General features: G+C 70.0%; 23 protein-coding genes. 14 read left to right on the top strand and 9 right to left on the bottom strand.

The window, feature by feature from the left end; genetic code table 11:
* The first annotated feature begins 128 nt into the window (after positions 1-128).
* A complete protein-coding gene (locus ACTWQO_RS00840) occupies positions 129-1280 on the top strand; it encodes a Gfo/Idh/MocA family protein (protein WP_443235214.1) in 1152 nt (383 codons plus the stop codon).
* On the opposite strand, the gene ACTWQO_RS00835 is transcribed toward ACTWQO_RS00840, so the two are convergent.
* Positions 1270-2292 (bottom strand): LacI family DNA-binding transcriptional regulator, encoded by a 1023-nt coding sequence (locus ACTWQO_RS00835; protein ID WP_443235213.1) that lies wholly within the window; start codon positions 2290-2292, stop codon positions 1270-1272. The genes ACTWQO_RS00840 and ACTWQO_RS00835 overlap by 11 nt on opposite strands.
* A 118-nt stretch (positions 2293-2410) precedes the next feature.
* Here ACTWQO_RS00835 and ACTWQO_RS00830 point away from each other — a divergent pair, with 118 nt between their 5' ends.
* From ACTWQO_RS00830 to ACTWQO_RS00820, 3 genes are read left to right on the top strand one after another with little or no spacing between them, the layout of a single operon-like run.
* Complete coding sequence (locus tag ACTWQO_RS00830) at positions 2411-3553, top strand: phytanoyl-CoA dioxygenase family protein (protein WP_443235212.1); 1143 nt, start codon at positions 2411-2413, stop codon at positions 3551-3553.
* A 16-nt stretch (positions 3554-3569) separates the two neighbouring features.
* Complete coding sequence (locus ACTWQO_RS00825) at positions 3570-4346, top strand: SDR family oxidoreductase (protein WP_443235211.1); 777 nt, start codon at positions 3570-3572, stop codon at positions 4344-4346.
* A 44-nt stretch (positions 4347-4390) separates the two neighbouring features.
* The gene (locus ACTWQO_RS00820) at positions 4391-5395 is read left to right on the top strand and encodes a Gfo/Idh/MocA family protein (protein ID WP_443235210.1); all 1005 of its coding nucleotides are present in this window, start codon (positions 4391-4393) and stop codon (positions 5393-5395) included.
* 64 nt (positions 5396-5459) lie between these two features.
* On the opposite strand, the gene ACTWQO_RS00815 is transcribed toward ACTWQO_RS00820, so the two are convergent.
* From ACTWQO_RS00815 to ACTWQO_RS00795, 5 genes are all read right to left on the bottom strand, one after another.
* Entirely contained in the window at positions 5460-6785 is a 1326-nt protein-coding gene (locus ACTWQO_RS00815; RefSeq protein ID WP_443235209.1) for a lipase family protein, read from the bottom strand.
* 219 nt (positions 6786-7004) lie between these two features.
* Positions 7005-7907, bottom strand: a complete 903-nt coding sequence (locus ACTWQO_RS00810; RefSeq protein WP_443235208.1) for a sugar phosphate isomerase/epimerase family protein — start codon at positions 7905-7907, stop codon at positions 7005-7007.
* The gene (locus tag ACTWQO_RS00805; protein ID WP_443235207.1) at positions 7904-8824 is read right to left on the bottom strand and encodes an ATP-binding cassette domain-containing protein; all 921 of its coding nucleotides are present in this window, start codon (positions 8822-8824) and stop codon (positions 7904-7906) included. Before ACTWQO_RS00805 ends, ACTWQO_RS00810 begins: the two co-directional genes overlap by 4 nt.
* A 4-nt stretch (positions 8825-8828) precedes the next feature.
* Entirely contained in the window at positions 8829-9908 is a 1080-nt protein-coding gene (locus tag ACTWQO_RS00800; protein ID WP_443235206.1) for an ABC transporter permease, read from the bottom strand.
* Positions 9908-10921, bottom strand: coding sequence for a sugar ABC transporter substrate-binding protein (locus tag ACTWQO_RS00795; protein ID WP_443235205.1), 1014 nt, complete (start codon positions 10919-10921; stop codon positions 9908-9910). Before ACTWQO_RS00795 ends, ACTWQO_RS00800 begins: the two co-directional genes overlap by 1 nt.
* Positions 10922-11219: 298 nt before the next feature.
* Here ACTWQO_RS00795 and ACTWQO_RS00790 point away from each other — a divergent pair, with 298 nt between their 5' ends.
* Positions 11220-11897: a PfkB family carbohydrate kinase gene (locus ACTWQO_RS00790; RefSeq protein WP_443235204.1), complete on the top strand. Its 678-nt coding sequence runs from the start codon at positions 11220-11222 to the stop codon at positions 11895-11897.
* Position 11898: 1 nt separating this feature from the next.
* Positions 11899-12684, top strand: coding sequence for a GntR family transcriptional regulator (locus ACTWQO_RS00785; protein WP_443235203.1), 786 nt, complete (start codon positions 11899-11901; stop codon positions 12682-12684).
* 11 nt (positions 12685-12695) lie between these two features.
* Here the strand turns inward: ACTWQO_RS00785 and ACTWQO_RS00780 are convergent, their stop codons facing one another.
* The 3 genes from ACTWQO_RS00780 to ACTWQO_RS00770 all read right to left on the bottom strand — a co-directional run bounded on the left by ACTWQO_RS00780 (position 12696) and on the right by ACTWQO_RS00770 (position 15308).
* Positions 12696-13511, bottom strand: coding sequence for a DUF427 domain-containing protein (locus ACTWQO_RS00780; RefSeq protein ID WP_443235202.1), 816 nt, complete (start codon positions 13509-13511; stop codon positions 12696-12698).
* 58 nt (positions 13512-13569) lie between these two features.
* A complete protein-coding gene (locus ACTWQO_RS00775; protein ID WP_443235201.1) occupies positions 13570-14553 on the bottom strand; it encodes an aldo/keto reductase in 984 nt (327 codons plus the stop codon).
* A 92-nt stretch (positions 14554-14645) separates the two neighbouring features.
* The gene (locus ACTWQO_RS00770; protein ID WP_443235200.1) at positions 14646-15308 is read right to left on the bottom strand and encodes an NUDIX domain-containing protein; all 663 of its coding nucleotides are present in this window, start codon (positions 15306-15308) and stop codon (positions 14646-14648) included.
* A gap of 141 nt (positions 15309-15449) precedes the next feature.
* Between ACTWQO_RS00770 and ACTWQO_RS00765 the strand changes: the two genes are divergently transcribed.
* The 8 genes from ACTWQO_RS00765 (at position 15450) to ACTWQO_RS00730 (ending at position 24105) form a co-directional block, all read left to right on the top strand.
* On the top strand, positions 15450-16814 hold the full coding sequence (locus ACTWQO_RS00765; RefSeq protein ID WP_443235199.1) for an amidohydrolase: 1365 nt from the start codon (positions 15450-15452) through the stop codon (positions 16812-16814).
* Entirely contained in the window at positions 16804-17841 is a 1038-nt protein-coding gene (locus tag ACTWQO_RS00760) for a LacI family DNA-binding transcriptional regulator (protein ID WP_443235198.1), read from the top strand. The genes ACTWQO_RS00765 and ACTWQO_RS00760 overlap by 11 nt, the downstream gene beginning before the upstream one ends.
* A 91-nt stretch (positions 17842-17932) precedes the next feature.
* Positions 17933-18682, top strand: a complete 750-nt coding sequence (locus tag ACTWQO_RS00755; protein ID WP_443235197.1) for a glutamine amidotransferase — start codon at positions 17933-17935, stop codon at positions 18680-18682.
* A complete protein-coding gene (locus ACTWQO_RS00750) occupies positions 18682-19260 on the top strand; it encodes a phosphorylase family protein (protein WP_443235196.1) in 579 nt (192 codons plus the stop codon). The genes ACTWQO_RS00755 and ACTWQO_RS00750 overlap by 1 nt, the downstream gene beginning before the upstream one ends.
* Positions 19261-19372: 112 nt before the next feature.
* Positions 19373-20464, top strand: a complete 1092-nt coding sequence (locus ACTWQO_RS00745) for a BMP family lipoprotein (protein ID WP_443235195.1) — start codon at positions 19373-19375, stop codon at positions 20462-20464.
* 13 nt (positions 20465-20477) lie between these two features.
* Entirely contained in the window at positions 20478-22064 is a 1587-nt protein-coding gene (locus tag ACTWQO_RS00740; protein ID WP_443235194.1) for an ABC transporter ATP-binding protein, read from the top strand.
* On the top strand, positions 22061-23173 hold the full coding sequence (locus tag ACTWQO_RS00735) for an ABC transporter permease (RefSeq protein ID WP_443235193.1): 1113 nt from the start codon (positions 22061-22063) through the stop codon (positions 23171-23173). Before ACTWQO_RS00740 ends, ACTWQO_RS00735 begins: the two co-directional genes overlap by 4 nt.
* Positions 23170-24105, top strand: coding sequence for an ABC transporter permease (locus tag ACTWQO_RS00730; protein ID WP_443235192.1), 936 nt, complete (start codon positions 23170-23172; stop codon positions 24103-24105). The genes ACTWQO_RS00735 and ACTWQO_RS00730 overlap by 4 nt, the downstream gene beginning before the upstream one ends.
* The last annotated feature ends 36 nt before the right edge of the window (positions 24106-24141 follow it).

Genomic DNA, 24141 nt, shown 5'->3' with positions numbered 1-24141 from the left:
AAGTGGACCGTTCCACGAGGTGGACGTCTTGTCAAAGCCCTTGACACCATGCGGAAACCCCGCTCAGGGTGGCCTGGACAAGGAATGGACCGGTCCAAAGAGGCCCACGTGGCCGTAGAGGGGCTCTCATGGTGGATACGCTCGGTGTCGCCGTCGTCGGATTCGGCTGGATGGGCCGGGTGCACACCCAGGCGTACGCCCGAGTCCCGCACCACTACCCCCAACTGCCCCTCCGGCCCGAACTCGTGACCGTCGCCGAGGAGGTGCCCGGCCGGGCCGAGGAGGCCGCCGCGCAGTTCGGCTTCGCCTCGACCACCCGCGACTGGCGCGAGGTGGCCGCCGATCCCCGGGTCCAGGCGGTCAGCATCACCGCCCCGAACTTCCTGCACCGCGAGATCGGCGTCGCGATGGCGGAGGCCGGCAAGCACATCTGGATCGAGAAGCCGGTCGGCCTCACCGCCGACGACGCCCGGTCGGTCGCCGACGCCGTGGCCAAGGCCGGCGTGCAGAGCGCGGTCGGCTTCAACTACCGCAACGCGCCCGCCGTCGCGACCGCCCGCGAGCTCATCGCGGCCGGCGACATCGGCACGGTCACGCATGTCCGCATCCGGCTCTTCAGCGACTACGCGGCGCATCCCGAGGGCGCACTGACCTGGCGGTACGAGCGGGAGCGCGGCGGCAGCGGAGTGCTGGGCGACCTCGCCTCGCACGGCGCCGACCTGGCCCGCTTCCTTCTGGGCGACATCGCGTCCCTCACCGCCGACACGGCGATCTTCGTCCCCGAGCGGGCCCGCCCCCTCGGCGCCACCGCCGGTCACACCCGCGCCACGGGCGGCGCACTCGGCCCGGTCGAGAACGAGGACTACGTCAGCTGCCTGCTGCGCTTCGCCTCCGGCGCCCGCGGTGTCCTGGAGGCCAGCCGGGTCGCGGTCGGCGAGCAGAACAACTACGGCTTCGAGGTGCACGGCACCAAGGGGGCCGTCTTCTGGGACTTCCGCCGCATGAATGAGCTTGGCGTCAGCCGCGGCACGACGTACCAGGACCAGCCCGTCAGTACGGTCTACGTCGGCCCCGGCGACGGCGAGTACGCCGCCTTCCAGCCGGGCGCGGCCAACAGCATGGGCTACGACGACCTCAAGGTCATCGAGGCCCACCGTTTCCTGCGCTCCATCGTCGAGGGCACGCCGTACGGGGCGACGCTCGCGGACGCCGTGCACAGTGCGGCCGTACTCGACGCGATGGCACGGTCCGCCGAGAGCGGTGCCTGGGTCACGCCGTAGGCATGTTGTACGGCGTGACGACCTGGATTGCGGACGGCAGGGTCGGTCCCGCGGGCGGCAGGGCTCCATGGGCCCGCATGACGAGGTGGCAGGCCTCGCGCATGTCCTGGCGCAGGTCGTGGTGGAGGACGGCGGACAGCCGGTGCTCGCGCAGCAGCCGGGTGTTGTCGTGGTCGAGGTCGTGCGCGACGAACACCACGCACTCCCGGCCCAGGTCCTCGAAGGCGCGCAGGGTGGCGATGTTGCCGCCGCCGATCGAGTAGACCGCCCGGATGTCGGAGTCGCGTTTCAGGGCGGCGCGGACGAGGTCGTACTGCGTGGCGTCGAGGCCCTGTCCCTCGGCGATCTCGACCAGCGTGCGCTCCGGATGCCGGGCGCGCATGGCGCTCCGGAAGCCCATCTCGCGCTCCTCCTCGTTGCGGAAGAACTCGCTGCTGAGGCTGGTGAGCACATTGCCGGGGCGGTCCCCGAGCCACTGGCCCATGAGGTACGCGGCGGTCGCCCCGGCGGCCCGGTTGTCTATGCCGACGTAGGCGAGGCGGGGCGTGGCGGGCAGGTCCGTCACCAGGGTCACCACGGGGATGCCCGCCTCCGCGAGCCTGGTGACGGCGGCCGTGACCTCGGGGACGTCCGGCGCCTTGAGGATCACGCCCTGCGAGCCGCGCCGGGCGATCCGGTCCAGCGTCGCGGTGAGCTCCCGCACCGGGCCGGTCTCCCGGAAGTGGAAGCGGGAGCGTACGACGGCCGGGTGCAGGGACGGCAGCTCGGCTTCGAGTGCGGCACGCACGGCGGTGGAGAACCGCTCCGGCGTCTGCATCACGATGTCGATCATGAAGGTGCGGCCGACCAGCCGGACCTGGGTGCGCTGCCGGTCCAGATCGGCGATGGCCTGCCGGACCTCGCGCTCGGTGCTCTCCCGCACGCCTCCCCGTCCATTGAGCACGCGGTCGACGGTGGCCTCGCTCAGGCCTGCCTGACGTGCGATCTCCCGGATCGGGAAGGGGTGGCCCATGCGGACGGCTCCTTCGGTTGCCCTGAGGGGTTTTTGATGGCTGCCTGCTGGTTGTTCGAAGGGTTTGTACTGACAAGAATGACAGGGCTGAGTCGCCGCTGTCACCGAAGGGACGACGATGTCCTCCACCTCCTGGCCGGCCGAGCAAGACTGCGACCTCGCCGCCTTCCGCGCGCTGGTCGAGCGGACGACCGAGGCCGCCGACTACCCGCACGCCGCGGCCGTGGAGCGGAACGTCCTGGTGTACGACAGTGACCGGCTGCGCGACGCGAGCCGCCGGGACGTCCAGGCCGAGCTGATCCGGGCGCTGACCGACGGACCTGGCATCGTCGTCTTCAAGCGGGCCTTTCCGGACCTGGACGCCGTCGACCGTCTCACCGCCGTCTTCGACGCCCTGATCGCCGAGCAGCGCGCCTCGGGTGCGAACGCCGGTGACCACTTCGCGAAGCCCGGCGCCAACGACCGGGTGTGGAACGCGCTGGAGAAGGCGGCTCTTTACGACCCCGAGGCGTTCGCCGACTACTACGCCAACGACATCCTGGCTCTCGTCTCGCAGGCCTGGCTCGGCCCCGGCTACCAGGTCACCTCGCAGGTCAACGTGGTCAACCCGGGCGGCACGGCCCAGACCGCGCACCGGGACTACCACCTCGGGTTCCTCTCCAACGAGACGGCCGCCGCCTACCCGGCGCACGTCCACCGCCTCTCCCCCGTGCTCACCCTTCAGGGCGCGGTCGCGCACTGCGACATGCCGGTGGAGTCCGGCCCGACGATGTACCTGCCGTACTCGCAGTCGTACGAACCCGGCTATCTGGCGTGGCGACTGCCGGAGTTCCAGGACTGCTTCGAGGACCGGCACGTCCAGCTCCCGCTCGCCAAGGGCGACGCCGTCTTCTTCAACCCGGCCCTGTTCCACGCCGCCGGCACCAACCGCTCCGCGGACATCCGGCGGATGGCCAACCTCCTCCAGGTGTCCTCCGCGTTCGGGCGGGCGATGGAGACGGTGGACCGGGAGGCGATCGCGAACGCCGTCTTCCCCGTGCTGCTGAAGCGCAGGTCCGAAGGCGAGCGCTGGCTGGAGAACGTCATCGCCGCGAGCGCCGAGGGCTACCCCTTCCCCACCAACCTCGACAGCGATCCGCCGGTCGACGGTCTGGCCCCCTCCTCGCAGGCCGACGTCGTACGGCGGGCCGTGCGTGAGGCATGGACATCCGAGGCTCTGCGTGACGAGCTGCGGGCCGGCGCCGAGCGGCGCGAGAGCTGAAAGGACCCGACCAGATATGGGACTTCTCGACGACAAGGTCGTCCTCGTGGGCGGCGGCAGTCAGGGCGTCGGCGCCGCCGTCACCCGGGCAGCGGTCCGCGAGGGAGCGACTGTGGCCGTGACCGGCCGGCGTACGGCCCCCGGCGAGGCGCTGGTGACCGAGCTGACGGCCGCCGGCGGCAAGGCCATGTTCATCCGGGTCGACCTGGCGGACGCCGGGCAGGCGCGGACGGCCGTCGGTGACGTAGTCGCCACGTACGGCCGGATCGACTGCCTGGTCAACTCGGCCGGGCTGACCTCGCGGGGCACGCTCCTTGACGCCACGCCCGAGTTGTTCGACCAGCACATCGCGATCAACCTCAGGGCGCCCTTCTTCACCATGCAGGCCGCCGTCGAGGACATGGTGGCGCGCAAGGCGCCCGGCACGATCGTCAACATCATCACGTCCTCGGCCCACGGCGGACAGCCGTTCCTGGCGCCGTACGTCGCCGCCAAGGCCGGGCTCATCGGCCTGACCCGCAACGCCGCGCACGCACACCGCTGGGACCGGATCCGGATCAACGGCCTCAACATCGGCTGGACCGCGACCGAGGGCGAGGACGCGACCCAGAAGACCTTCCACGGCGCGGAGGACGACTGGCAGGAGGAGGCTGCCGCGAAGCTGCCGATGGGAAAGCTGGGCCAGCCGGACGAGATCGCGGACTTCGTGGTCTTCCTGCTGTCGGACCGGTCGGGCGTGGTCACCGGTTCGGTGATCGACTGGGACCAGAACGTACTCGGCGGACTCGACTAAGACCTCTCTGCAAGAAACCCGCACCCTCCAAGGAGCAACACCCCATGCGTATCGGCATCCTCGGCCTCGGCCGCATCGGCGCCTTCCACGCCGAGACTCTCTCCGGACTCGACGCGGTCGACTCCCTCGTCGTCACCGACCCGTTCGCGGAGGCCGCCAAGGCCGCCGCGGAGCGGTTCGGAGCCGAGGTCGTGGACTCGCCCGAGGCCCTGCTGGCCGCCGGCGTGGACGGCATCGTCGTCGCCGCGGCGACGGACGCCCACCCCGCGCTGATCCTGGCCGGGGTCGAGGCGGGTATCCCCGTGTTCTGCGAGAAGCCCGTCGCCAGGACGATGAGCGAGGGCGTCGAGGTACTGAAGGCCGTCGAGGGCAGCGACGTGCCGATCCAGATCGGCTACAACCGCCGCTTCGACGCCGGGTTCGTCGCCGCGCGGGCCGCCGTGCGGAGCGGCGAGCTGGGCAAGCTGCACACCGTACGGTCGACCACGCTCGACCCGGCGCCGCCGCCGGCCGCGTACATCGCCGCTTCCGGTGGCATCTTCCGCGACTGCTCGGTGCACGACTTCGACATCATCCGCTGGGTGACCGGCCGCGAGGTGACGGAGGTGTACGCCGTCGGCGGCAACCGGGGTGCCGACTACATCAAGGAGGCGGGCGACGCCGACACCACCGGCGCGATCCTCACCCTGGACGACGGCACGATCGCCGTGGTCTCCAACTCCCGCCACAACGCCCGGGGTCACGACGTCCGCATGGAGCTCCACGGCTTCACGGACTCCATCGCCGTCGGCCTGGAGGACAAGCTGCCGCTGCGCTCGGTCGAGCCCGGCGTGACCTTCCCGTCCGGCACCCCGCACGACTTCTTCATGGACCGCTTCGCCGCGGCCTACCGCGCCGAACTCACCGCGTTCACCGACGTCGTGGCCGGTACCCGGCCCTCGCCGTGCACGGTCGCGGACGCGCTGGAAGCGGGCTGGATCGCGGACGCGTGCACGCTGTCGCTGCACGAGCACCGGCCGGTGACGATCGAGGAAGTGCGCGCGGTCTGACGTACGAGAAAGGGGGCTCGGCGGTTCGACCGCCGAGCCCCCTCCTTCTCACCGAGCCCTCTTCTCACGGCTGGACGGGCATGCTCCAGCAGTTGGACTTCGCCGGCTCGCCAGCGAGACGGTCCGTCAGCCACGAGATCGCCGACCCCTGATCGGCGAGCAGGGGGGCGAAGTGGTTGAGCAGCGCGTCCCCGAGGCTGGGCAGGACCACCGCCTTGTAGGTGATGTCGACTCCCTTCTTGCACCACGTGGCGGCGAGATCGCGGGCCTGTCCGTGCGGTACGAGGTTGTCCGCGGTGCCGGTGGCGAGGCGGACGGGGCTCTTCGGCGCATGCGTGCCGATGCGCTGTTCGTCGAGGAACGTCTGGACCTTGGGCTCGGAGCGGATGATCTCGCTGATCGACCGGCCGTCCTTGGTCCAGTTCGTGCTCTTGGCGAAGGCGTAGCCGAAGAGCGCGTCGCCGACGCACATCGTCGACAGGTCCTTCAGTGCGGCCTTGCCCTTCTCGTTGAGGTGGGCGTCGGCGATCGGCCGCAGCTCCGGGTCGGACTGCAGGAACCCGTTGAGCGACCAGCCCAGGGCCCCGGCGAGGTCGCTGCCGTCGATGGCCTTGGTGACCGCGTTCAGGTCGGCCGGTGGTGCGCCGGCGTAGGTGCCCGCGAGCGTCAACTCCGGGGCGTACGAGGGCTGCAGCTCGGCTGCCGCGGCCGAGGCCCCGCCGCCCTGGCTGTAGCCGTACAGGCCTACCTTCGACCCGGAGGTGACGGACGCTCCGGCGAGGGCACGGGCCGCGCGGACGGCGTCCAGCACCGCGTGCGCCTCGTCGGCACGGTTGACGTACGTGTGCAGCCGGTCCGTCGCGCCGAGGCCGGCGTAGTCGGTGACGACGACCGCGACGCCCTTGGCCAGCAGCCGGTAGATCGCCAGATTCTCGTAACCGAGGGACACTGTCTGGCCGTTGAGCCGGAGCGGGTGCTCCAGGCCCATGGAGGCCGCGCACTGGTCGCCCTGCCCCATGGTGCCGGGGGCCACCGCGACCAGCGGGCGTGGACCGGAGCCTTTCCAGGCGGCGGAGGGTTCGATGTAGGCGCCGGTGACGGCCACCGGTCTGCCATTGGAATCAGTGGACTTGTACATCAGACGGGTCGCCTCGCCCGGCAGTGTTCCGTTCAGGCCGGGCAGGCTCAGGGCGAGGTGCAGCGGCTCACTGCGGATCAACGCGCCATTGGCCGCCGGGAGTGAGGCCGGCGGGTTGTAGAACGCGGGGATCGTGACACCACGGGACACCACCTCGGTGTCCGAGTCCGTCGCCGCGGCGGCCGGCAGGGCCTGGGCACCGAGGCAGGCGGCGGTGGACACCGCTATCACCAGGCGTCTTCCGAGAGACATGCGTCCTCCTGAGGAGTGCATGCAGAGCGGCCTGCCCGGCCTCGTGGGGGTGGGGCCGGGCAGGGTGGGGTCGAGGACGCACGTCGTCCCACGGCGTCCTCGGACCGCTCCACAGCGGATTGCCGCGACCCTACTCACGCGTAAGTTACTCGCGGTATCCCTCGGATTATTACGCTTCAGTAATATGACGCTCTGTCTAACAAGGATCATTTCCCGTGGTCAGGCGCCACAGGACCGCAGGAACTTCCGTGTACGGACAGCGATGGGCAGGGGCTTGTCGGGCTCGCACGGGTACATGTCCTGCTCGACGATCGCGAACAGTTCCACGCCAAGCTTCTGGGCCGCGACCAGAACCGGCTCCAACTCCGGTACCCCGGACGGGGGTTCGCACATCACCCCGCGCTGCACCGCAGGCCCGAACGGCACCTCGTTCGCCACCACGTCGGCGAGGATCTCCGGGTCGACCTGCTTGAGGTGCAGATAGCCGATGCGCTCGCCGTACGTCTCGATCAGCTTGACGCTGTCGCCGCCGCAGTAGGCGTAATGGCCGGTGTCCAGGCAGAGGTTGACCAGGTCGGAGTCGGTCGAGTCGAGGAACCGCTCGACATGGTCCTCGGTGTCGATGTGGGTGTCGGCGTGCGGGTGGACGACGATGTCGAGGCCGTACGCCTCCTTGACCTCGTGTCCGAGCCGTTCCATGCCCTTGGTGAGGTGCGCCCACTGCTCGCCGGTCAGCTCCGGCGGTTCGAGGATCTCGGCGGTCTTGTCGTCGCGCCAGAAGGACGGGATGACGACGAGATGCCGGGCGCCCATGGCCTGGGTGAGCGCGGCGACCTGGCTGACGTGCTCCCAGGTGGACTCCCAGACGGAGGGGCCACGGTGCATGCCGGTGAAGACCGTGCCCGCGGACACCTTCAGATCACGCCTGGCGATCTCGTCGGTGAGCCGCGCCGGGTCGGTCGGGAGATAGCCGTAGGGGCCCAGCTCGATCCAGGGATAGCCGGCCTCCGCGACCTCGTCCAGGAAGCGTTCCCAGGGCACCTGCTGGGGGTCGTCGGGGAACCAGACGCCCCAGGAGTCGGGGGCCGAGCCGACCCGGATGCGGTCCAGCGCAGGGGTCATTTCAGGGACTTCCCTTCGGAGGAGGTCGCCACGGGGGCGGTGAGGTCCCCCTCTTCCGGAAGCTCCTCGACGTCGACGCCGCGCACCTGCGCCAACTCGTGCTTGAGGGCGGCGAGTTCGGTGCCGCCGGCCATGTGGTTGGTCAGCTCTTCGAGGCTGACGTCGTCGCGGGAGGCGTTCAGTTCCATGGTGCCCAGGCGCAGCACGCTGAAGTGGTCGCCGACCATGTAGGCGTGGTGGGGGTTGTGGGTGATGAAGATGACGCCGAGGCCTCGGTCGCGGGCGGCGGCGATGTACTTCAGGACCACACCGGACTGCTTGACGCCGAGGGCGGCGGTGGGCTCGTCCAGGATCAGGACACGGGCGCCGAAGTAGACGGCTCGGGCGATCGCCACGCACTGGCGCTGGCCGCCGGAAAGCGTGCCGATGGGCTGCTCCAGGTCATCGAGGATGATGCCCATGTTGCGCAGCTCTTCGTCGGCCGTCTTCTTCATCCGCTCGATGTCGAGGCGGCGGATGGGCCAGGGGCCCTTGGTCATCTCGGAGCCGAGGAAGAAGTTCCGCCACACCGGCATCAGCGGGACCACGGCGAGGTCCTGGTAGACGGTGGCGATGCCCTTGTCGAGCGCCTCGCGCGGGGTGGAGAAGCGCACCGGCTCGCCGTCGACTCGGAACTCGCCCTCGGTGTGCTGGTGCAGCCCCGAGATGATCTTGATGAGGGTGGACTTGCCGGCGCCGTTGTCGCCGAGGACGCAGGTGACCTGCTGCGGAAAGACCTTCAGGTCGACGCTGTGCAGGGCGCGGATATTGCCGTACGACTTGCCCGCGTTGCGCAGTTCGACGATCGGCGTGTCCTTCTCGGGGGCGGCGTCCGCGAGGACTGCGCCATGCGTGCCGGTTCCGTTGCTGGATGTCATCGGGTCACCTCCTGGTCGCCGTACGGCTGACCCACAGATTGATCAGGACGGCGCCGAGCAGCATCACGCCGAGGAACGCCTTGAACCAGTCGGGGTTCCAGCCGGCGTAGACGATGCCCTGCTGCACCATGCCGAACATGAACGCGCCGAAGACCGGACCGATCGCGCTGCCGGCGCCGCCGGTCAGCAGACAGCCGCCGATCACGGCAGCGGAGATGTAGATCAGCTCGATGCCGACACCCTCGCCGGACTGCACCGTGTTGAAGGAGAACAGCTGGTGCATGCCGAGGAACCAGGCGCCCACGCCGACCAGCATGAACAGCGAGATCTTGGTGAAGGTGACCGGGACACCGACGGCCCGCGCGCTGTCCTTGTTGCCGCCGACCGCGAAGATCCAGTTGCCGTACTTGGTGCGCAGCAGGACCCAGGTGGCGATCGCCGCGAAGACCAGCCAGTACACGATGGTGATCTTCACATTGACGCCGCCGACCTCGAAGGACGAGGCGAAGATGGCCTTGGCCTGGTCGAAGCCGTCCATGTCGCTGATGTTGTCGGTCGCGACATTGCCGGTGACCAGTTTCGTCACGGCCAGGTTGACGCCCTGGAGGATCAGGAAGGTGCCGAGGGTGACCAGGAAGCTGGGCAGTCCGGTCTTGACCACCATCCAGCCGTTGAAGAACCCCACCGCCAGCGAGACCAGCAGCGCCGCGATCACGCCGACCCAGACGTTCATGCTCAGCTGGTAGGCGAGCATGCTCGCGGTCAGCGCCGAGGTGATCACCGCGACACCGGACGACAGGTCGAACTCCCCGCCGATCATCAGCAGCGCCACCGGGATCGTCACGATCCCGATCGTCGACGACTGGTACAGGACGTTCGCCATCGAGCTGCCGTCGCGCACCGGCGGCGCCGCGACGAGGAAGAAGATGTACACCGCGACGGCGCCGAGGAAGACACCGACCTCGGGGCGGGCGAGCAGCCGTAGCGCCAGCGGGCGTTGTGCGGTCCGGCCGTCCTTCTGCTTGCTGGGGCCGGGGGCCGGCGGTGTGGTCACCGCCGGCTCAGCCTGTTGGGCCATGCTCATCACCGGGTGCCCTTCGCGGCGAAGGCGGCGACCGCCTCGACGTTGGACTTGTCGACGAACGCCGGGCCGGTCAGCACCGGCTGCTCGCCGCCGCCCATGTAGTTGCCGTTGTTCTTGTAGAGCCACAGCGAGTCGATCGCCAGGTAGCCCTGGAGGTAGGGCTGCTGGTCGACGGCGAACTCGATGCTGCCCTCGCTGATGGCGCCGGTCAGCTCCTTGTTGAGGTCGAAGGTGGCCACCTTGGCCTTGCTGCCCGTCTCCTCGACCACCTGGGCGGCCGTCAGCGCGAACGGGGCACCGAGCGTGACGACGTGGTCGATCGCCTTGTCCTCCGTGAGCTTGGCGGTGATCGTCGACTTCACGGACGGCATGTCGGTGCCGTTGACGTTGAGGGGCTCGATGTCGCCGTTGAAGGTCTTGGCCACACCGTCACAGCGCTGGGTGAGGCCGATGTTGCCCTGCTCCTGGATGACACAGACGGCCTTCTTGGCGCCGGCCTCGTTCAGCCGCTTGCCGAGCGCTTCGCCCGCCACCGTCTCGTCCTGGCCGAAGAACTCCATCAGGCCGAGCTTCTGCCATTCGCTCACACCGGAGTTGAGGCCGACGACGGGTATGTTCTGCGACTTCGCCTTGCTCACGACGTCCTTCAGGGCGTCCGGCTTGGCGAGGGTGATGGCGATGCCGTCGACCTTCTGGTCGATGGCGTTCTGCACCAGGTTGGCCTGGTTGCCCGCGTTGGGGTCGGCGGAGTAGATCAGCTTGATGTTGTCCTTGGCCGCGGCGGCCTCGGCGCCCTTGCGGACGATGTCCCAGAAGGTGTCACCGGGCGCCTGGTGCGTGACCAGGGCGACCGTCATCCGGGGTGTGGTGGCCTTGCCCGCCGAGGCGCCTTCCGCGCTCTCCTCGGCCTTCTTGCCGCCGGAGCTGCTGGAGCAGCCTGCGAGGGTCAGGGCGGCTGCCGCCGCCACGGCCACTACGGGGGCGAATCTGCGGGAGCGAGAAGAGCGGTCCATCTTTCCTGCACCTCACTGTGCGACGGGGAACGACGGCGCAGGAGGCGGCGGATCGAAGGATCCGGAGTCCGGGCCCTTGCGGGTCCGGGTCTTGCGCCGCCGAACGTGGCTTGTCTGCTGGGACGGGATCAAATCCCTTGGCGGGGCCGCTGTCAATACTTTGTTAAGACATCATTTCACAAACAGGTCCGAATGTAAGAACAAACCATTGACAGCATCGGCCTCCGCGCCCTACAACCTGAGAGTCGGCAGGCCCCATGGGTGGGACCACCTTCCCTCAGCTCGACGAGGAGCGCGCATGGCCGAGTCAGCCCAGCCATATGATCTCATCACGATGGGCCGCACAGGAATCGGGGACGCGGCCGCGGACGTGGCGGTCGCCGCCGCCGGCCTGGGCCGTTCCGCGGCCGTGCTGACCTCCACCGGCGACGATCCCTACGAGATGGACTGCTTCGCCATCCGCGCGGCCCGCGTCTTCTGGATCACCGGTACCGGCCTGAGCCACGAGCCCAGGCGGTCCGCCGTGCTCGCCGCGCTCAAGGCCCGCGGCCGGGCGGGCATCACCGTCTTCGACCTCGACTGGCGCCCGCAGTCCTGGTCGGGCCCGGACGAGGCCCGCCCGTACTACGCCGAGGCGCTGCGGCACGCCACCGTCGCGGTCGGCACCCTCGACGAATGCGAGCTCATGACCGGCGTACGCGAACCGCACGCGTGCGCACGGGCGCTGCTCGACGCGGGTGTCGAGACGGCGGTGGTCAGGCTGGACGCCGCGGGCGTACTCGCCATGCACCACGACGGCAGCACGGCCGAAGCCCCTCCCGCCACCGCCGGGCCGGTCAACGGCCATGGCACGGGCGGGGCGTTCGGCGGGGCGCTGTGTCACGGGCTCCTGTCCGGCTGGGATCTGGCGACGACCGTACAGTACGCGGCCGTATCCCCCGGCTCAACTGACCGTCCTTCACAGGGAGTTGGCTAGCATGGCGAAGACCGGTGGCGCCGCGCGTGCCGTGCCCTCCCCCGGGCTCGACGCGGTGGACTTCGCCCTGGACCGGGGCAGTCCGGTGCCGCTGTACTACCAACTCGCCCAGCAGCTGGAGGCGGCGATCGAGCACGGTGTGCTCGCCCCGGGCAATCTCCTGGGCAACGAGATCGACCTGTCCACCCGCCTCGGCCTGTCCCGGCCCACCGTCCGCCAGGCCATCCAGTCCCTCGTCGACAAGGGCCTGCTGGTCCGCCGCCGCGGCGTCGGCACCCAGGTCGTGCACAGCCAGGTCAAGCGCCCGCTCGAACTGAGCAGTCTCTACGACGACTTGGAGGCGGCCGGGCAGGGCCCCACCACGGAGGTGCTGCGCAACGAGCGGATGGCGGCCACCGCCGATGTCGCGGCCGCCCTCGGTCTCGCGGAGGGCGCAGAAGTCGTCGTCCTGGAGCGGCTGCGCCGCACGCACGGCCAGCCGGTGGCGTTCCTCTGCAACTACCTGCCGGCCGGCCTGCTCGCCTTGGACACCCCCCGGCTCGAGTCGACCGGCCTGTACCGCATGCTGCGCGCCACCGGCATCACCCTGCACAGTGCCCGCCAGACCATCGGCGCCCGCTCCGCCAACCCCGACGAGGCCGCCCGCCTCGACGAGAAGGAGGGCGCGGCCCTGCTCACCATGCAGCGCACGGCCTACGACGACACCGGCCGGCCGATCGAGTACGGAACGCACATCTACCGCGCGTCCCGGTACGCCTTCGACTTCCGTCTGCTGGTCAGGCCCTGAACGGCCCCGCGCTACGGGCGCGGCCGGGTGCCGAGCGACGCGCTGAACGGGGTGACCGGGCGTTCGAGGCGTTCGCCGTCCACGGTGATGTCGATCGCCTCGTTGTAGAAGGCGAAGCGCCCCCTGATCGCGGCCACCGCGGTAAGCGGGTCCGGGTAGCTCCAGAGCAGGTTCGGCGGTACGTCGGCCTCGCCCCGCCACGACCAGTAGTCGGCGGTGCCCTTGTACGGGCATGACGTGTGGTGGTCGGTGGGGACGAACAGATCGCGGCGGACGTCCTCGGGCGGGATGTAGTACCGCGTCGGCAGCGAGGTCTCGAAGAGCAGCACCGGGCGAAGGGTGTCGGCGACCAGCGTGCCGTCGATCTCGACCTGGACATGGCGGCTGCTGGGCAGCGCGTCCACCCGTTTGTGCGGATCACGGGGATGGACGAAGATCTCCTCGTCCTCCTCGTACCAGTGGTCGAGGCCCCTGTCCCAGCGCAGGAACCACGCGAAGGCGATGTGCCCGGCCAGGTCCTCGGCGGGGAAGGTCCACGCCGCGTTCTCCACCACCTCGCCGTCGGCCTCAAGGTCGTAGAAGACCTGCGAGCCGGTGTGCGTGCCGGTCGGCGGGTTCTTGGCCGGGCGGAGGAGCTCGGTGCGGACCTCCTCGCGCGGGAAGGCGTACTGCGGAACGGGCAGTTCGGGCTCCCAGACGAGGACGGGATGCCGGCTGTCCACGACGGTGACATCACCCTTGACGCCGCGCACCCAACGTTCGCCGGGCTCCCACAGGAGGCCTTCGGGGGTGGTCCGGATGGATCGCTCGGTGGGCAGCATCGACATGACCCGCTCTCCTTCGGCTCTCCCAGCAGCCTACTGCGGGGCCGAACGACCGTCGCGGTCAGTGAGCCGCGTCCAGCCGGGCCCGCTGCTCCGCGGTCAGCTCCAGGTCGACGGCGGCCAGGTTCTCGTCCAACTGCGCCACCGACGACGCCCCGGCCAGCGATACGATCGGCAGCTCGCCGCCGATCTGCCAGGCCAGCACCACCTGGTTGACGGTCGCACCGGTCTCCTGGGCGACCTCGCGCAGCACCTTCAGTCGGGCCGGGGTCCCGGGGTGGTCGAAGTCCGCGGGCAGCCGGTCCGGGTGGGTGTAGGCCCCCTTCAGCAGCGGCGAGTAGGCGACCAGGGTCAGTCCGGGTTCGGCCCGCAGATAGCCCAGCAGCTCGGAGCCTGCGTGGCCGAGGCTGCCGTCGGGGAAGAGGTCGTCGGGTACGTCGGTACGCGGCCGCAGATGGCTGTGCGCGTACTGGAGCACCTCGTAGCCGGGAAGTCCGGCCGCGGCGGCGAGGGCGCGGGCGCGCTCCACCCGCCACATGGCGTGGTTGCTGACGCCGAGCAGGCCCACCGTGCCCTCGGCCACCAGCCCGGCGAAGGCCTCGACGGTCTCCTGGAGCGGGACCTTGTGGTCCTCGATGTGCGCGTACAGCAGATCCAGCTTGGCGACGCCCAGCCGTTCCCGGCTGCGCTCGGCCGATTCCCGGATCACCTTCGCCGACAGGCCTTCCGCGTTCTCGACATAGCTGGTGCCGGGGGCGAGGGGGCGGGCGCCGAGCTTCGTCGCGATGACGATCTCGTCGCCGACGCCGCGGCTGCGCCGCCACCGGCCGAGCAGTTCCTCGCTCTGCCCGCCCTGGCTTCCGTCCTCCCAGAAGGCGTAGTTGTCGGACGTGTCGATGAAGGTGCCCCCGGCCTCGACATAGCGGTCGAGCACCGCGAAGGAGGTCGCCTCGTCCGTACGCGAGCCGAACAGCATGGCACCGAGCGAGAGCACGCTCACGTCGCGGCGGGTCTTCGGATCGGTGCCGATCGTGCGGTACTTCATGGTGGATGCCTCCCGTTCCGCGCCCACGTTCGGGGCGCGTGAACGGGAGTCTTCAGCTTGAAGTGCTCTTCAAGTCAAGGGAGTACGCCGGTTCAGCCCGCGAACGGCCCCTCCAGCGCCGCCCACTGGAGCAGCATGATGGTCTTGGCGTCGGCGATCTCCCCGGTGCGGATCATCTCCAGGGCTCTGCGGAAGGGCACTTCGAGGATCTCGATGTCCTCGCCCTCCTCGTCCAGTCCCCCGCCCTCATGGGTACGGGTCGACGGTCCGTACTCGGCGGCGTAGAAGCTGACGCGTTCGGTGACCGAGCCCGGGCTCATATAGACGTCGAAGACATGCCGGACGGCGCCGATGGTGTGGCCCGTCTCCTCCACCACCTCACGCCGTACGGCGATCTCCGGGTGTTCGTCATCGTCGTCGAGCAGTCCGCCCGGTGTCTCGATCAGCATCCCGTCCGGGTGGCTGTTGACGTAGACGGGGTAGCGGAACTGACGGGTGAGCAGCACGGTTTCGCGTTCCGTGTCGTACAGCAGCATGGTGGCCCCGTTGCCGCGGTCGTGCGTCTCGCGCTGCTGGGTGCTCCAGGTGCCGTCGGCGTGCTGGAGGTCGAAGGTCGTCGCTCGCTCGACGTACCAGTGGCTGGAGAGGAGGGTCACCTCCCGCACCTTCACACGCGGGTTGCCGGTCAGGTCCAGGCCGGTCCGGTCGAGTCCGGTACGGCCGCGCCGGTCGGGGGTGTCGATACCGGCGGTCATCGGGTGGCGCCACGAGGGTGGAGTGAAGTGGTCATGCCCGTCTTCTACCAGTTCGGAGCGAACGGCGGGCTGAGACATCGACTTGTCGTCACCTGCCGTCACCTGTTGTGCAAAACGTTTTGGATATCTAGCTTGTGCCGCATGAGCGACAGAACGCCTCCCTCCTCAGGCCGTCTCCTGGTGCGGGGCTGCGATGTGCTGCGGGTTCCGCCGGAGAGCGAGTGCGAGATCCTCCCGGCGCGGGACATCGTGGTCGCGGACGGTGTCATCGAGGAGGTGCGGCCGACCGGCGCCGTCCCTGACGCCGACACGGTGGAGGTCGTCGACGGGCGCGGGCTGCTCGCCGTACCGGGCCTGGTCAACGCGCACACGCACAGCCCCATGGTGCTGATGCGCGGTGCGGCCGAGGACGTGACGGTCGAGGGGTGGTTCAACGAGCGCGTCTGGCCGATGGAGTCCAACCTCACTCCGGCGGATGTGCGGGCCGGGGCGCGGCTGGCCTGCGCGGAGATGATCCGCTGCGGTGTCACCACCTTCGCCGACCACTACTTCTTCCCCGAGCAGATCGCGGAGGCGGTCGCCGAGACCGGCTTGCGGGCCGACATCGCTCCCACGTACTTCAGCAGCGGGGGCGAGGCAGCCCTGGAGGACACAGTGAAGTTCGCGGAGGCTTGGCACCGCGGTGCCGACGGCCGGGTCACCGTCTCGCTCGGGCCCCACGCCCCGTACACGGTCGACGACGGCGACCTGCGCACCCTCGCGGGGCACGCCCGGCGACTCGGTCTGCGGATGCACATCCACGCCGCCGAGCACCTGGAGCAGACGGGGTCCAGCCTGGAGCGGCGCGGCATCACCCCGATCCGGGTGCTGCACGAGACCGGCGTGCTGCAGGCCGGCGCCCTGATCGCGCACGGCTGCGGAATCGTCGATGACGACCTGCCACTGCTCGCCGAGTTCGCCGGCACGACCGCCGTGGCCTGCTGTCCCAAGGTGTACCTCAAGCACGCGCTGTCCCCGCTCACCCCGGTACGCGACCTGCTCGCCGCCGGAGTCACGGTCGCCGTCGGCACGGACGGAGCCGCCGGCCACAACACGCTCGACGTGTGGGAGGCGCTGCGACTGGTCGCGCTCACCCAGAAGCAGGCGGTACGGGACGCCACTTGGATGACCGTCTCCGACACGCTGCGCATGGCCATGCGCGGCGGGGCTCGCGCCCTCGGCCTGCAGAAGGAGATCGGGGCACTGGAGCCGGGCATGCGCGCCGACATCGTCCTCACCGATCTGTCGGGGCTGCACTGCCGTCCGCTGCACGATCCGCGCGCCGCGCTGGTCTACAGCGCCCGTGCCAGTGACGTACGGACGGTCGTCGTCGACGGCCGGGTGCTGATGCGCGACGGCCGGCTCCTCACCGTGGACGTCCCGGAGCTGCTGGCCGAGGCCGACGCCCGTGTGGCCAGGATCCTCGACACCTCCCACGGCAGGACGGTGCAGCACTATGACCCCTGACCCGTACGAGCGGACGGCCGTCCGGCGCCCCGCGTCCATCAAGGACGTGGCCGCCGCGGCAGGCGTCAGCGCCACCACCGTCTCGCACGTGCTCAGCGGCAACCGGCCGGTCAACGAGGAGACCGCCACCCGGGTGCGCAGTGTCGTCAACCGGCTCGGCTACGTCCCCGCGTCGCTGGCGCGCAGCCTGCAGGCCGGTTCCACCTCGGTGATCGGCCTGCTGATCCCCGACATCAGCAACACCTTCTTCGCCGAGCTCGCCAAGGGCGCCGAGGACGCCGCCCACGACCTCGGCTACGGCCTGATCCTGTGCAACACCGAGTTCGACGCCGACCGCGAGGACCGCTATCTCGGCATGATCCGCAGCCGGTTCATCGACGGGATGGTGTACGCCTCGGGGTCCCCTCCGTCCCGGCGCCGGCTGGAGGCCCTGATGGGCAAGTTCCCCATCGCGCTCGCCGATGAGGAGGTCGAGGGTCTGGAAGGCGCCCTCATCGCCACGGCCGACCACGAGGCGGGCGGGCGGCTGGTCGGTGAACACCTGCGGGCGCTCGGTCACCGCCGGGCCCTGATGCTGACCGGACCCGGGGCCCTGCGCAGCAGCGTCGCCCGTGCGAACGGCTTCGTCCAGGCCTTCCGGGGCGAAGTCGTAGAGCGCGTCGGCGACTTCAAAGAGGCCTCCGGCTACGTCCTGGTCGACAAGCTCCTCCAGGACGGCGGTCTCGACTGCACCGCCGTGTTCGCGGCCAACGACCTGATGGCGTTCGGCGCCCTCACGGCGCTCAGGGACGCGGGTCTCTCGGTGCCGGAGGACGTCTCGGTGGTCGGCTTCGACGACATCCGAGCGGCCTCGCTGGCCCATCCGTCCCTGACCACCGTCCACCAGCCCGCCTACGACGTGGGCCGCACCGCCACCGCCCAGCTTCTCCAGTACGTCTCCCGGGACGAGATCCCGCCCGCCTCACGGCACACCCTCCCCGTCGAACTGAAGGTGCGGGGCAGCACAGCGCCTCCCACCACCCGCTGACCCGCGCATCCCCCTGCTCGACCACCGCGCCACGCGGCCATGTCCCCGTGCCCGGCTGTATCGACGTGCTCTCCCCGAAAGGCGGTTCGCCATGCCCAGAGTGCTCGTCATCGGCGAGTCCTGGTTCACGTACACGGTGCATCAGAAGGGCTTCGACGCCTTCCACACCGCGGAGTACACCGAGGGCGGAGGCGTCTTCCTCGACGCCCTCCGCTCCCGGGGCCACGACGTGACCTACGTTCCCGCGCACGAGATCCCCACCCGGGTGCCCCGCTCGGCGGCGGGCTTCGACGCGTACGACGTCGTGGTCATCAGCGATGTCGGCGCCAACAGTTTCCAGTTGCCGCCCGAGACCTTCGGCCGGTCCGTCGCCGCGCCCGACCGCTCGGAGCTGGTGCGCGACTTCGTCGAGCGTGGCGGTGGGGTGCTGATGATCGGTGGCTATCTGAGCTTCAGCGGTATCGACGCCCGCGCGAGGTGGGGGCGTACCCCGCTGGCCGCCGCGTTGCCGGTGGTCATGGTCGACCGGGACGACCGGGTGGAGCTGCCTGCCGGGGCCGTGCCCGAGGTGGTGGACGAGCACCCTCTCGTACGGGGACTGGACCGGTCCTGGCCGGCACTGCTCGGCCTCAACGAGGTCACGGTACGTCCGGAGGCGTCGCTGCTGGCCGAGTGCGCCGGGCATCCGCTGCTGGCCGTCGGCGGACACGGCAGGGGCAGGTCGGCCGCGTTCACCTCCGACGTGGCGCCGCACTGGGCGCCGCCGCCGTTCCTGGCCTGGGACGGGTACGCGGAGTTGTGGGACCGGCTGGTGCGCTGGCTGGCCGGGGCGGAGCTGTGATGTCCGGGCAGGCACGTCCGGTCGGTACACCCCATATCGGCGCGGCGCCGGGCGATGTCGCCCCGCTGGTGCTCATGCCGGGTGACCCGCGCCGCGCACGCCGTATCGCCGAAACGTTCCTGGAGGACGCGCGGCAGGTCACCGACGTACGCGGCGTCCTCGGCTACGCCGGTACTCGCCAGGGCGTGCCGATGTTCGCCCTCGCCTCCGGCATGGGCATTCCGTCGATGTCCATCTACGCGACCGAACTGTTCCGCACCTACGGGGTCCGCCGGATCGTCCGGGTCAGCACCGCGGGCGCCATCCCGCGCTCGGTGTCGCTGCGGGACGTGGTGATCGCCTCGGCCGCGGACGCCGCCGAGTTGGAGCCCGCCGCCGTGCACACAGGGCCGGTGTTCAGCAGCGACCACTTCTACCTCGACCGCCCCGCCCTCTTCGACGCCCTGGAGCGCAGGGGCACGCTCGCGGTCGAGATGGAAGCGGCGGGACTCTATGCGGTGGCCTGCGCCGAGGACCGCGAGAGGGACTTCGACCGGGCGCTGCGCATCGCCGCCGCCGCGCTGCTCAGCGATGTCTGAAATTCCCACACCGGAAATCAGACAGAAACCGGCCGACGTAGCCAAAACGTTTTGCACTTCCTACTGTCAACGCAGCCGCTCACTCAGCAACACAATGATCAGGAGGTCCATGATGCGATACGGAAGAAGCGCCGCCATCGCGGTGACCGGCATGCTCGCGCTCACCGCGTGCGGAGGGTCGGGCGGGGACGATTCCGGAGCGGCCGCCTCCGACAAGCCGCGCATCAAATTGGTGATCAATGGCGGGCTGGGCGACAAGTCGTTCTTCGACTCCGCCTACGAGGGGCTGAAGAGGGTCCAGAAGGACCTCGGTTACGAGCTCAAGGTGGTCGAGCTGGGTGCCGACCGCACCAAGTGGGAGCCCGGATTCGAGGACGCCGCCTCGGCCGACGACTACGACATCCTGGCAGCCGGGACCTTCGAGGTCACCGACTACATCGGCGAACTCGCCCCGCAATTCCCGGACAAGAAGTTCTGGCTCTTCGACGCCCCGGTCGACTACAGCGGCAAGAACGGCACCTGTTCCAACAAGTGCGAGAACGTCTACTCCGTGACCTTCAAGCAGAACGAGGGCGGTTATCTCGCCGGATTCCTCGCCGAGAAGCTGGTGACCGGGAAATCACTCAAGGGTGCCGAATCCCTGAAGAAGGTCGGCGTCATGCCCGGAGTGAAGATACCGGTGATCGAGGACTTCGTCGTCGGTTTCAAGGCAGGATTCAAGGACGCGGGCGGACAGAACTCGGACGTGCTCGTGCAGTACGTGGGCGGCGACAAGCCGTTCAGTGACCCCGCGAAGGGCAAGGAGATCTCCACCGCCATGTACGGCCAGGGCGCCGCGCTGGTGTGGCCGGTCGCCGGGCTCTCCGGCCTCGGCACCTTCGAGTCGGCGGTCGCGGCCGGGCGGTACACCTTCGGCGTCGACTCCGACCAGTACCAGACCCTCACCGACCAGGCGCAGAAGAACACCGTCGTCACCTCCATCCTCAAGAACGTCGGCAACGCCCTGTACAAGGCCGCGCAGGCGGACCAGAAGGACTCCCTGAAGTACGGCGCCGTCGAGAGCGTCGGTCTCGCCGAGGACGCCGTCGGCTATGTGAACGACGACCACTTCGCACAGCTGGTCCCCGAGAAGATCCGTACCGAGGTCCAGGAAGCCGCCGACCAGGTGAAGTCCGGCTCCGTCACGGTCCCCAGCGCCTTCTAGCCGGACGGCCTCGATGATGAACGAGCCATGGGGCGAGGACGGCCCTGCCGTCGCCGCCCGCGCGGTCACCAAGACGTACGCCAACGGAGTACGCGCGGTACGCGGCGTCGACCTGGAGGTCCCGCCGGGCGAGATCCGCGCGGTCGTGGGCGAGAACGGCGCGGGCAAGTCCACGCTGATGAAGCTGTTCTACGGCCTGGAGCAGCCCACCTCCGGCGAGCTCCTGATCGGCGGCCGGCCCCGCGTGCTGCGTGGCCCGGCCTCGGCGATCGCCCTGGGCGTGGGCATGGTGCACCAGAACCTCATGCTGGTGCCCTCCTTCACCGTCGCCCAGAACGTCGTCCTCGGCGTCGAGCCGGGCCGGCGCGGTCTGGTCGACCCGAAGGCGGCCGTCGAGACGACCGCCCGGCTCGCGTCGGAGTCCGGACTCGCCGTCGACCCGAGGGCGCGCGTCGACGAGGTGTCGGTCGGAATGCGGCAGCGCGCCGAGATCCTCAAGGCCCTCCACCGCCGAGCGCGCGTACTGATCCTCGACGAGCCGACCGCCGTGCTCACCCCGCAGGAGACCGAGGACCTGTTCGCCGCCGTACGACGGCTGCGCGACGACGGAATGACCGTGCTGTTCATCTCGCACAAGCTGCGCGAGGTGCGGGAGATCAGCGACAAGGTGAGCGTGATGGGCGCGGGTTCGCTGGTGGGGACGGTCGCCACGGCCGACGCCACCGAGCGGTCGCTCGCCTCGATGATGCTCGGCCGCGAGGTCTCCCTGGACGTGGACCGCGCCCCCGCGAGCCCGGCAGGGGTCACCCTCCGGGTACGCGGCCTCGGCTACGAGGCACCGACCGGGCAGTCCCTGCACGGCCTGGACTTCGATGTGGCCGCCGGGGAGGTCGTCGGTGTGGCCGGCATCGAGGGCAACGGCCAGAGCGAACTCGCCGAGATCCTCGCCGGGTTGCGCCGTCCGACCTCGGGCACGGTTCACGTCGGCGGCACCGACACGGCCGGTCTGGACGTGGCCGAGCACCGCAGGGCCGGCATCGGCTACGTACCGGAGGACCGGTTGTCCAACGGCGCCGCGCTCGACGAGTCGATCGCCGACAATCTCGTCGTCGACCGCCACGACCGCCCGCCCCTCGCCCGCCGCGGCGTGCTCAGCCCGAAGGCCGTGCGCGCCCACGCCGAGCGGCTGATCTCCGACTACGCCATCCGCACCCCCGACCCGTCGGTCCCGGTGCGCGCGCTGTCCGGGGGCAACCTGCAGAAGGTGATCGTCGCCCGTGAACTCTCCGCCGGGCCACTGCTGCTGATCGCCTGTCAGGTCACCCGCGGGGTGGACGTCGGCGCGATGCGGTTCATGTACGAGCAACTGGTCGCCGCGCGCGACGCGGGCACCGCCGTGCTCCTGGTCTCGGCCGACCTCACCGAACTGCTCGCCCTCTCCGACCGGTTGCTCGTCCTCAAGGACGGCCGCCTCACCGCCCGGTTCGACGACACGACCGGCCTCACCGAGAAGCGCGTCGGGCTCTACATGCTCGGTGTCGAGCACCACGACCGCGACCAGCTCACGGTCGGCCTGACCGACCTGGGGGACGCCCTGTGACCGGCACCCTGATCGAGACCGAGGACCGCCGCGAGTACCGGGCGACCCGTCGCCGCGACCTCGCGGTGGACCTCAGCATGGCCCTGGCCACCATCCTGGCCGCCCTCGCCATCGGCTTCCTCGTCATGCTCGCCACCGGCAAGGACCCGATCCGGGCGTACGAGGTGATGCTCACCGGCCCGCTGGACCGCTCCTTCCGGGTCGGCCGCTGGCTGGAGGACGCCACCACGCTCACCCTGCTCGGCCTGTCGGTCGCCATCCCCTTCCGCGCCCGGCAGATCAGCCTCGGCGCCGAGAGCCAGCTCTACGCCGGTGCGCTGGCCGCCGCCGCGGTCGCGGTCTTCCTGCCGCTGCCACCGGTCGCGGCCGTGATCGTGCCCATGGTCGCCGCCGCCACCGCGGGCGCCGGAATGGGCCTGGTGCCGGGATCGATGAAGGCCCGCCTCGGCGCCAACGAGATCGTGGCCACGCTGATGCTCAACGCCATCGTCGTCCGCGTCTACGACTACCTGGTCAACGGTCCGCTCAAGGAGCCCGGCAGCAGCGCCGTGCACTCGAAGTCCATCCAGGACGATGCCGCGCTCACGCCGCTGACCGACTGGTTCGGCACCCCGATGGGCCGCGCCAACATCGGGCTCGGAGTCATGCTGCTCACCGCGGTCGCGCTGTGGCTGCTCCTCACCCGTACCCCGCTCGGCTACCGCATCCGCATGACCGGCTCCAACCCCGGCTTCGCCGAGTACGGCGGCATCAAGGTGCCCCGCGTCATCGAGTGGAGCTTCGTCATCGGCGGCGCCGTGGCGGGCCTCGCGGGAGCCCACCTCGTCCAGGGCGTCTACGGGCGCCTGGAACCCGGCCTCGCCGGCAGCCTGGCCTTCGAGGGGATCGTCGTGGCCCTGCTGGCCAGGAACAACCCGCTCGTCGTCGTGGCCGCCGGACTCTTCTACTCCTATCTGCGCGCCGGGGGCGACATCATGGAACAGCAGACGGACGTGGGCACCGAGATCGTGGTGGTCATCCAGGCGGTCATCGTGCTGCTGGTCACCGCCCAGGCCCTGCCGGAGCTGCTCAAGCGCCGGCTCGCGCGCAGGCAGGTGGGCGTCCGATGAGTTCCCTGCTCGACGTCGTCCTCAGCAGCGCCTTCCTGGCGGCGGTGCTCCGGGTCGCGACCCCCTACCTGCTCGCCGCGCTCGGCGGACTGGTCGCCGAACGCTCCGGCATCAGCAACATCGCGCTGGAGGGGCAGATGCTCGGCGCGGCCTGCACGGGCGCGCTGGTCGCCGGATACAGCCACTCCGTCGCCCTGGGCGCGGTGTGCGGGGTCGCGGTGGCGACGCTGATGGGTGTGCTTCTGGCCGCTCTGCGGCTGGAGTTGGGCGCCGACGCGATCATCGCGGGCATCGGCCTCAACCTCCTCGCCTCCGGCGGTACCGCGTTCGCTGTCTACACCCTCCTCGACGACAAGGGCGGCACGTCAGGACTGAAGAGCGGCACACTGCCGACGGTCACCCTGCCGGGCGTCGAGACCATTCCCGTACTGGGTGATGTGGTGAGTGGTCAGAACATCATCACCTGGCTGGCGTTCCTGGCCGCGCCCTTCGTCGCCTGGCTGTTCTTCCGCACCCGCTTCGGCTTCCATCTGCGTGCGGTCGGCGAGATGCCGGACGCCGCCGCCTCCGTAGGGATTCCGGTACGGCGTGTCCAGTACGCCGGCCTCGCCCTCAGCGGCGCGCTCGCCGGCCTCGCCGGGGTCTTCCTCAGCATGGGCTATGTGTCCTTCTTCGTACGGGACATGACGGCCGGCCGCGGCTTCATCGCCCTCGCCGCGGTCTTCCTGGGCGGGCTGCGCCCGTGGGGCGTCTTCCTCGCCGCGCTCGGCTTCGGCGCGGCGGAAGCCCTGGCCGTACAGCTCGGGACGCTCGACGTACCGCCGCAACTGGTGTCGACGATCCCGTACACGCTGACGCTGGTGGCCCTCGCGCTCTACGCGTGGCGGCGCAAGCGACGCGGCGCCACCGGGGAGGTCGCCGCCTCCCTCTGACAGCACCCGACTCCCCCGTGCAATCAGTCCTTTTGG

The sequence above is a fragment of the Streptomyces sp. 4N124 genome, from assembly GCF_052245395.1.
In the GTDB taxonomy this organism is placed as follows: domain Bacteria; phylum Actinomycetota; class Actinomycetes; order Streptomycetales; family Streptomycetaceae; genus Streptomyces.
Note: the sequence above shows the minus strand (reverse complement) of the source record. Positions and strands in the feature narration are given on the sequence as shown.

Bases quoted from the DNA above. Each gene is read 5' to 3' on its own strand.
- ACTWQO_RS00760 (WP_443235198.1), top strand. From the start codon at position 16,804: ATGACCCCTGACCCGTACGAGCGGACGGCCGTCCGGCGCCCCGCGTCC.
- ACTWQO_RS00840 (WP_443235214.1), top strand. From the start codon at position 129: ATGGTGGATACGCTCGGTGTCGCCGTCGTCGGATTCGGCTGGATGGGC.
- ACTWQO_RS00795 (WP_443235205.1), bottom strand. From the start codon at position 10,921: ATGGACCGCTCTTCTCGCTCCCGCAGATTCGCCCCCGTAGTGGCCGTG.
- ACTWQO_RS00740 (WP_443235194.1), top strand. From the start codon at position 20,478: ATGATGAACGAGCCATGGGGCGAGGACGGCCCTGCCGTCGCCGCCCGC.
- ACTWQO_RS00745 (WP_443235195.1), top strand. From the start codon at position 19,373: ATGCGATACGGAAGAAGCGCCGCCATCGCGGTGACCGGCATGCTCGCG.
- ACTWQO_RS00730 (WP_443235192.1), top strand. From the start codon at position 23,170: ATGAGTTCCCTGCTCGACGTCGTCCTCAGCAGCGCCTTCCTGGCGGCG.
- ACTWQO_RS00810 (WP_443235208.1), bottom strand. From the start codon at position 7,907: ATGACCCCTGCGCTGGACCGCATCCGGGTCGGCTCGGCCCCCGACTCC.
- ACTWQO_RS00790 (WP_443235204.1), top strand. From the start codon at position 11,220: ATGGCCGAGTCAGCCCAGCCATATGATCTCATCACGATGGGCCGCACA.
- ACTWQO_RS00830 (WP_443235212.1), top strand. From the start codon at position 2,411: ATGTCCTCCACCTCCTGGCCGGCCGAGCAAGACTGCGACCTCGCCGCC.
- ACTWQO_RS00800 (WP_443235206.1), bottom strand. From the start codon at position 9,908: ATGAGCATGGCCCAACAGGCTGAGCCGGCGGTGACCACACCGCCGGCC.
- ACTWQO_RS00770 (WP_443235200.1), bottom strand. From the start codon at position 15,308: ATGACCGCCGGTATCGACACCCCCGACCGGCGCGGCCGTACCGGACTC.
- ACTWQO_RS00755 (WP_443235197.1), top strand. From the start codon at position 17,933: ATGCCCAGAGTGCTCGTCATCGGCGAGTCCTGGTTCACGTACACGGTG.
- ACTWQO_RS00750 (WP_443235196.1), top strand. From the start codon at position 18,682: ATGTCCGGGCAGGCACGTCCGGTCGGTACACCCCATATCGGCGCGGCG.
- ACTWQO_RS00785 (WP_443235203.1), top strand. From the start codon at position 11,899: ATGGCGAAGACCGGTGGCGCCGCGCGTGCCGTGCCCTCCCCCGGGCTC.
- ACTWQO_RS00805 (WP_443235207.1), bottom strand. From the start codon at position 8,824: ATGACATCCAGCAACGGAACCGGCACGCATGGCGCAGTCCTCGCGGAC.
- ACTWQO_RS00820 (WP_443235210.1), top strand. From the start codon at position 4,391: ATGCGTATCGGCATCCTCGGCCTCGGCCGCATCGGCGCCTTCCACGCC.
- ACTWQO_RS00765 (WP_443235199.1), top strand. From the start codon at position 15,450: ATGAGCGACAGAACGCCTCCCTCCTCAGGCCGTCTCCTGGTGCGGGGC.
- ACTWQO_RS00835 (WP_443235213.1), bottom strand. From the start codon at position 2,292: ATGGGCCACCCCTTCCCGATCCGGGAGATCGCACGTCAGGCAGGCCTG.
- ACTWQO_RS00825 (WP_443235211.1), top strand. From the start codon at position 3,570: ATGGGACTTCTCGACGACAAGGTCGTCCTCGTGGGCGGCGGCAGTCAG.
- ACTWQO_RS00780 (WP_443235202.1), bottom strand. From the start codon at position 13,511: ATGTCGATGCTGCCCACCGAGCGATCCATCCGGACCACCCCCGAAGGC.
- ACTWQO_RS00775 (WP_443235201.1), bottom strand. From the start codon at position 14,553: ATGAAGTACCGCACGATCGGCACCGATCCGAAGACCCGCCGCGACGTG.
- ACTWQO_RS00815 (WP_443235209.1), bottom strand. From the start codon at position 6,785: ATGTCTCTCGGAAGACGCCTGGTGATAGCGGTGTCCACCGCCGCCTGC.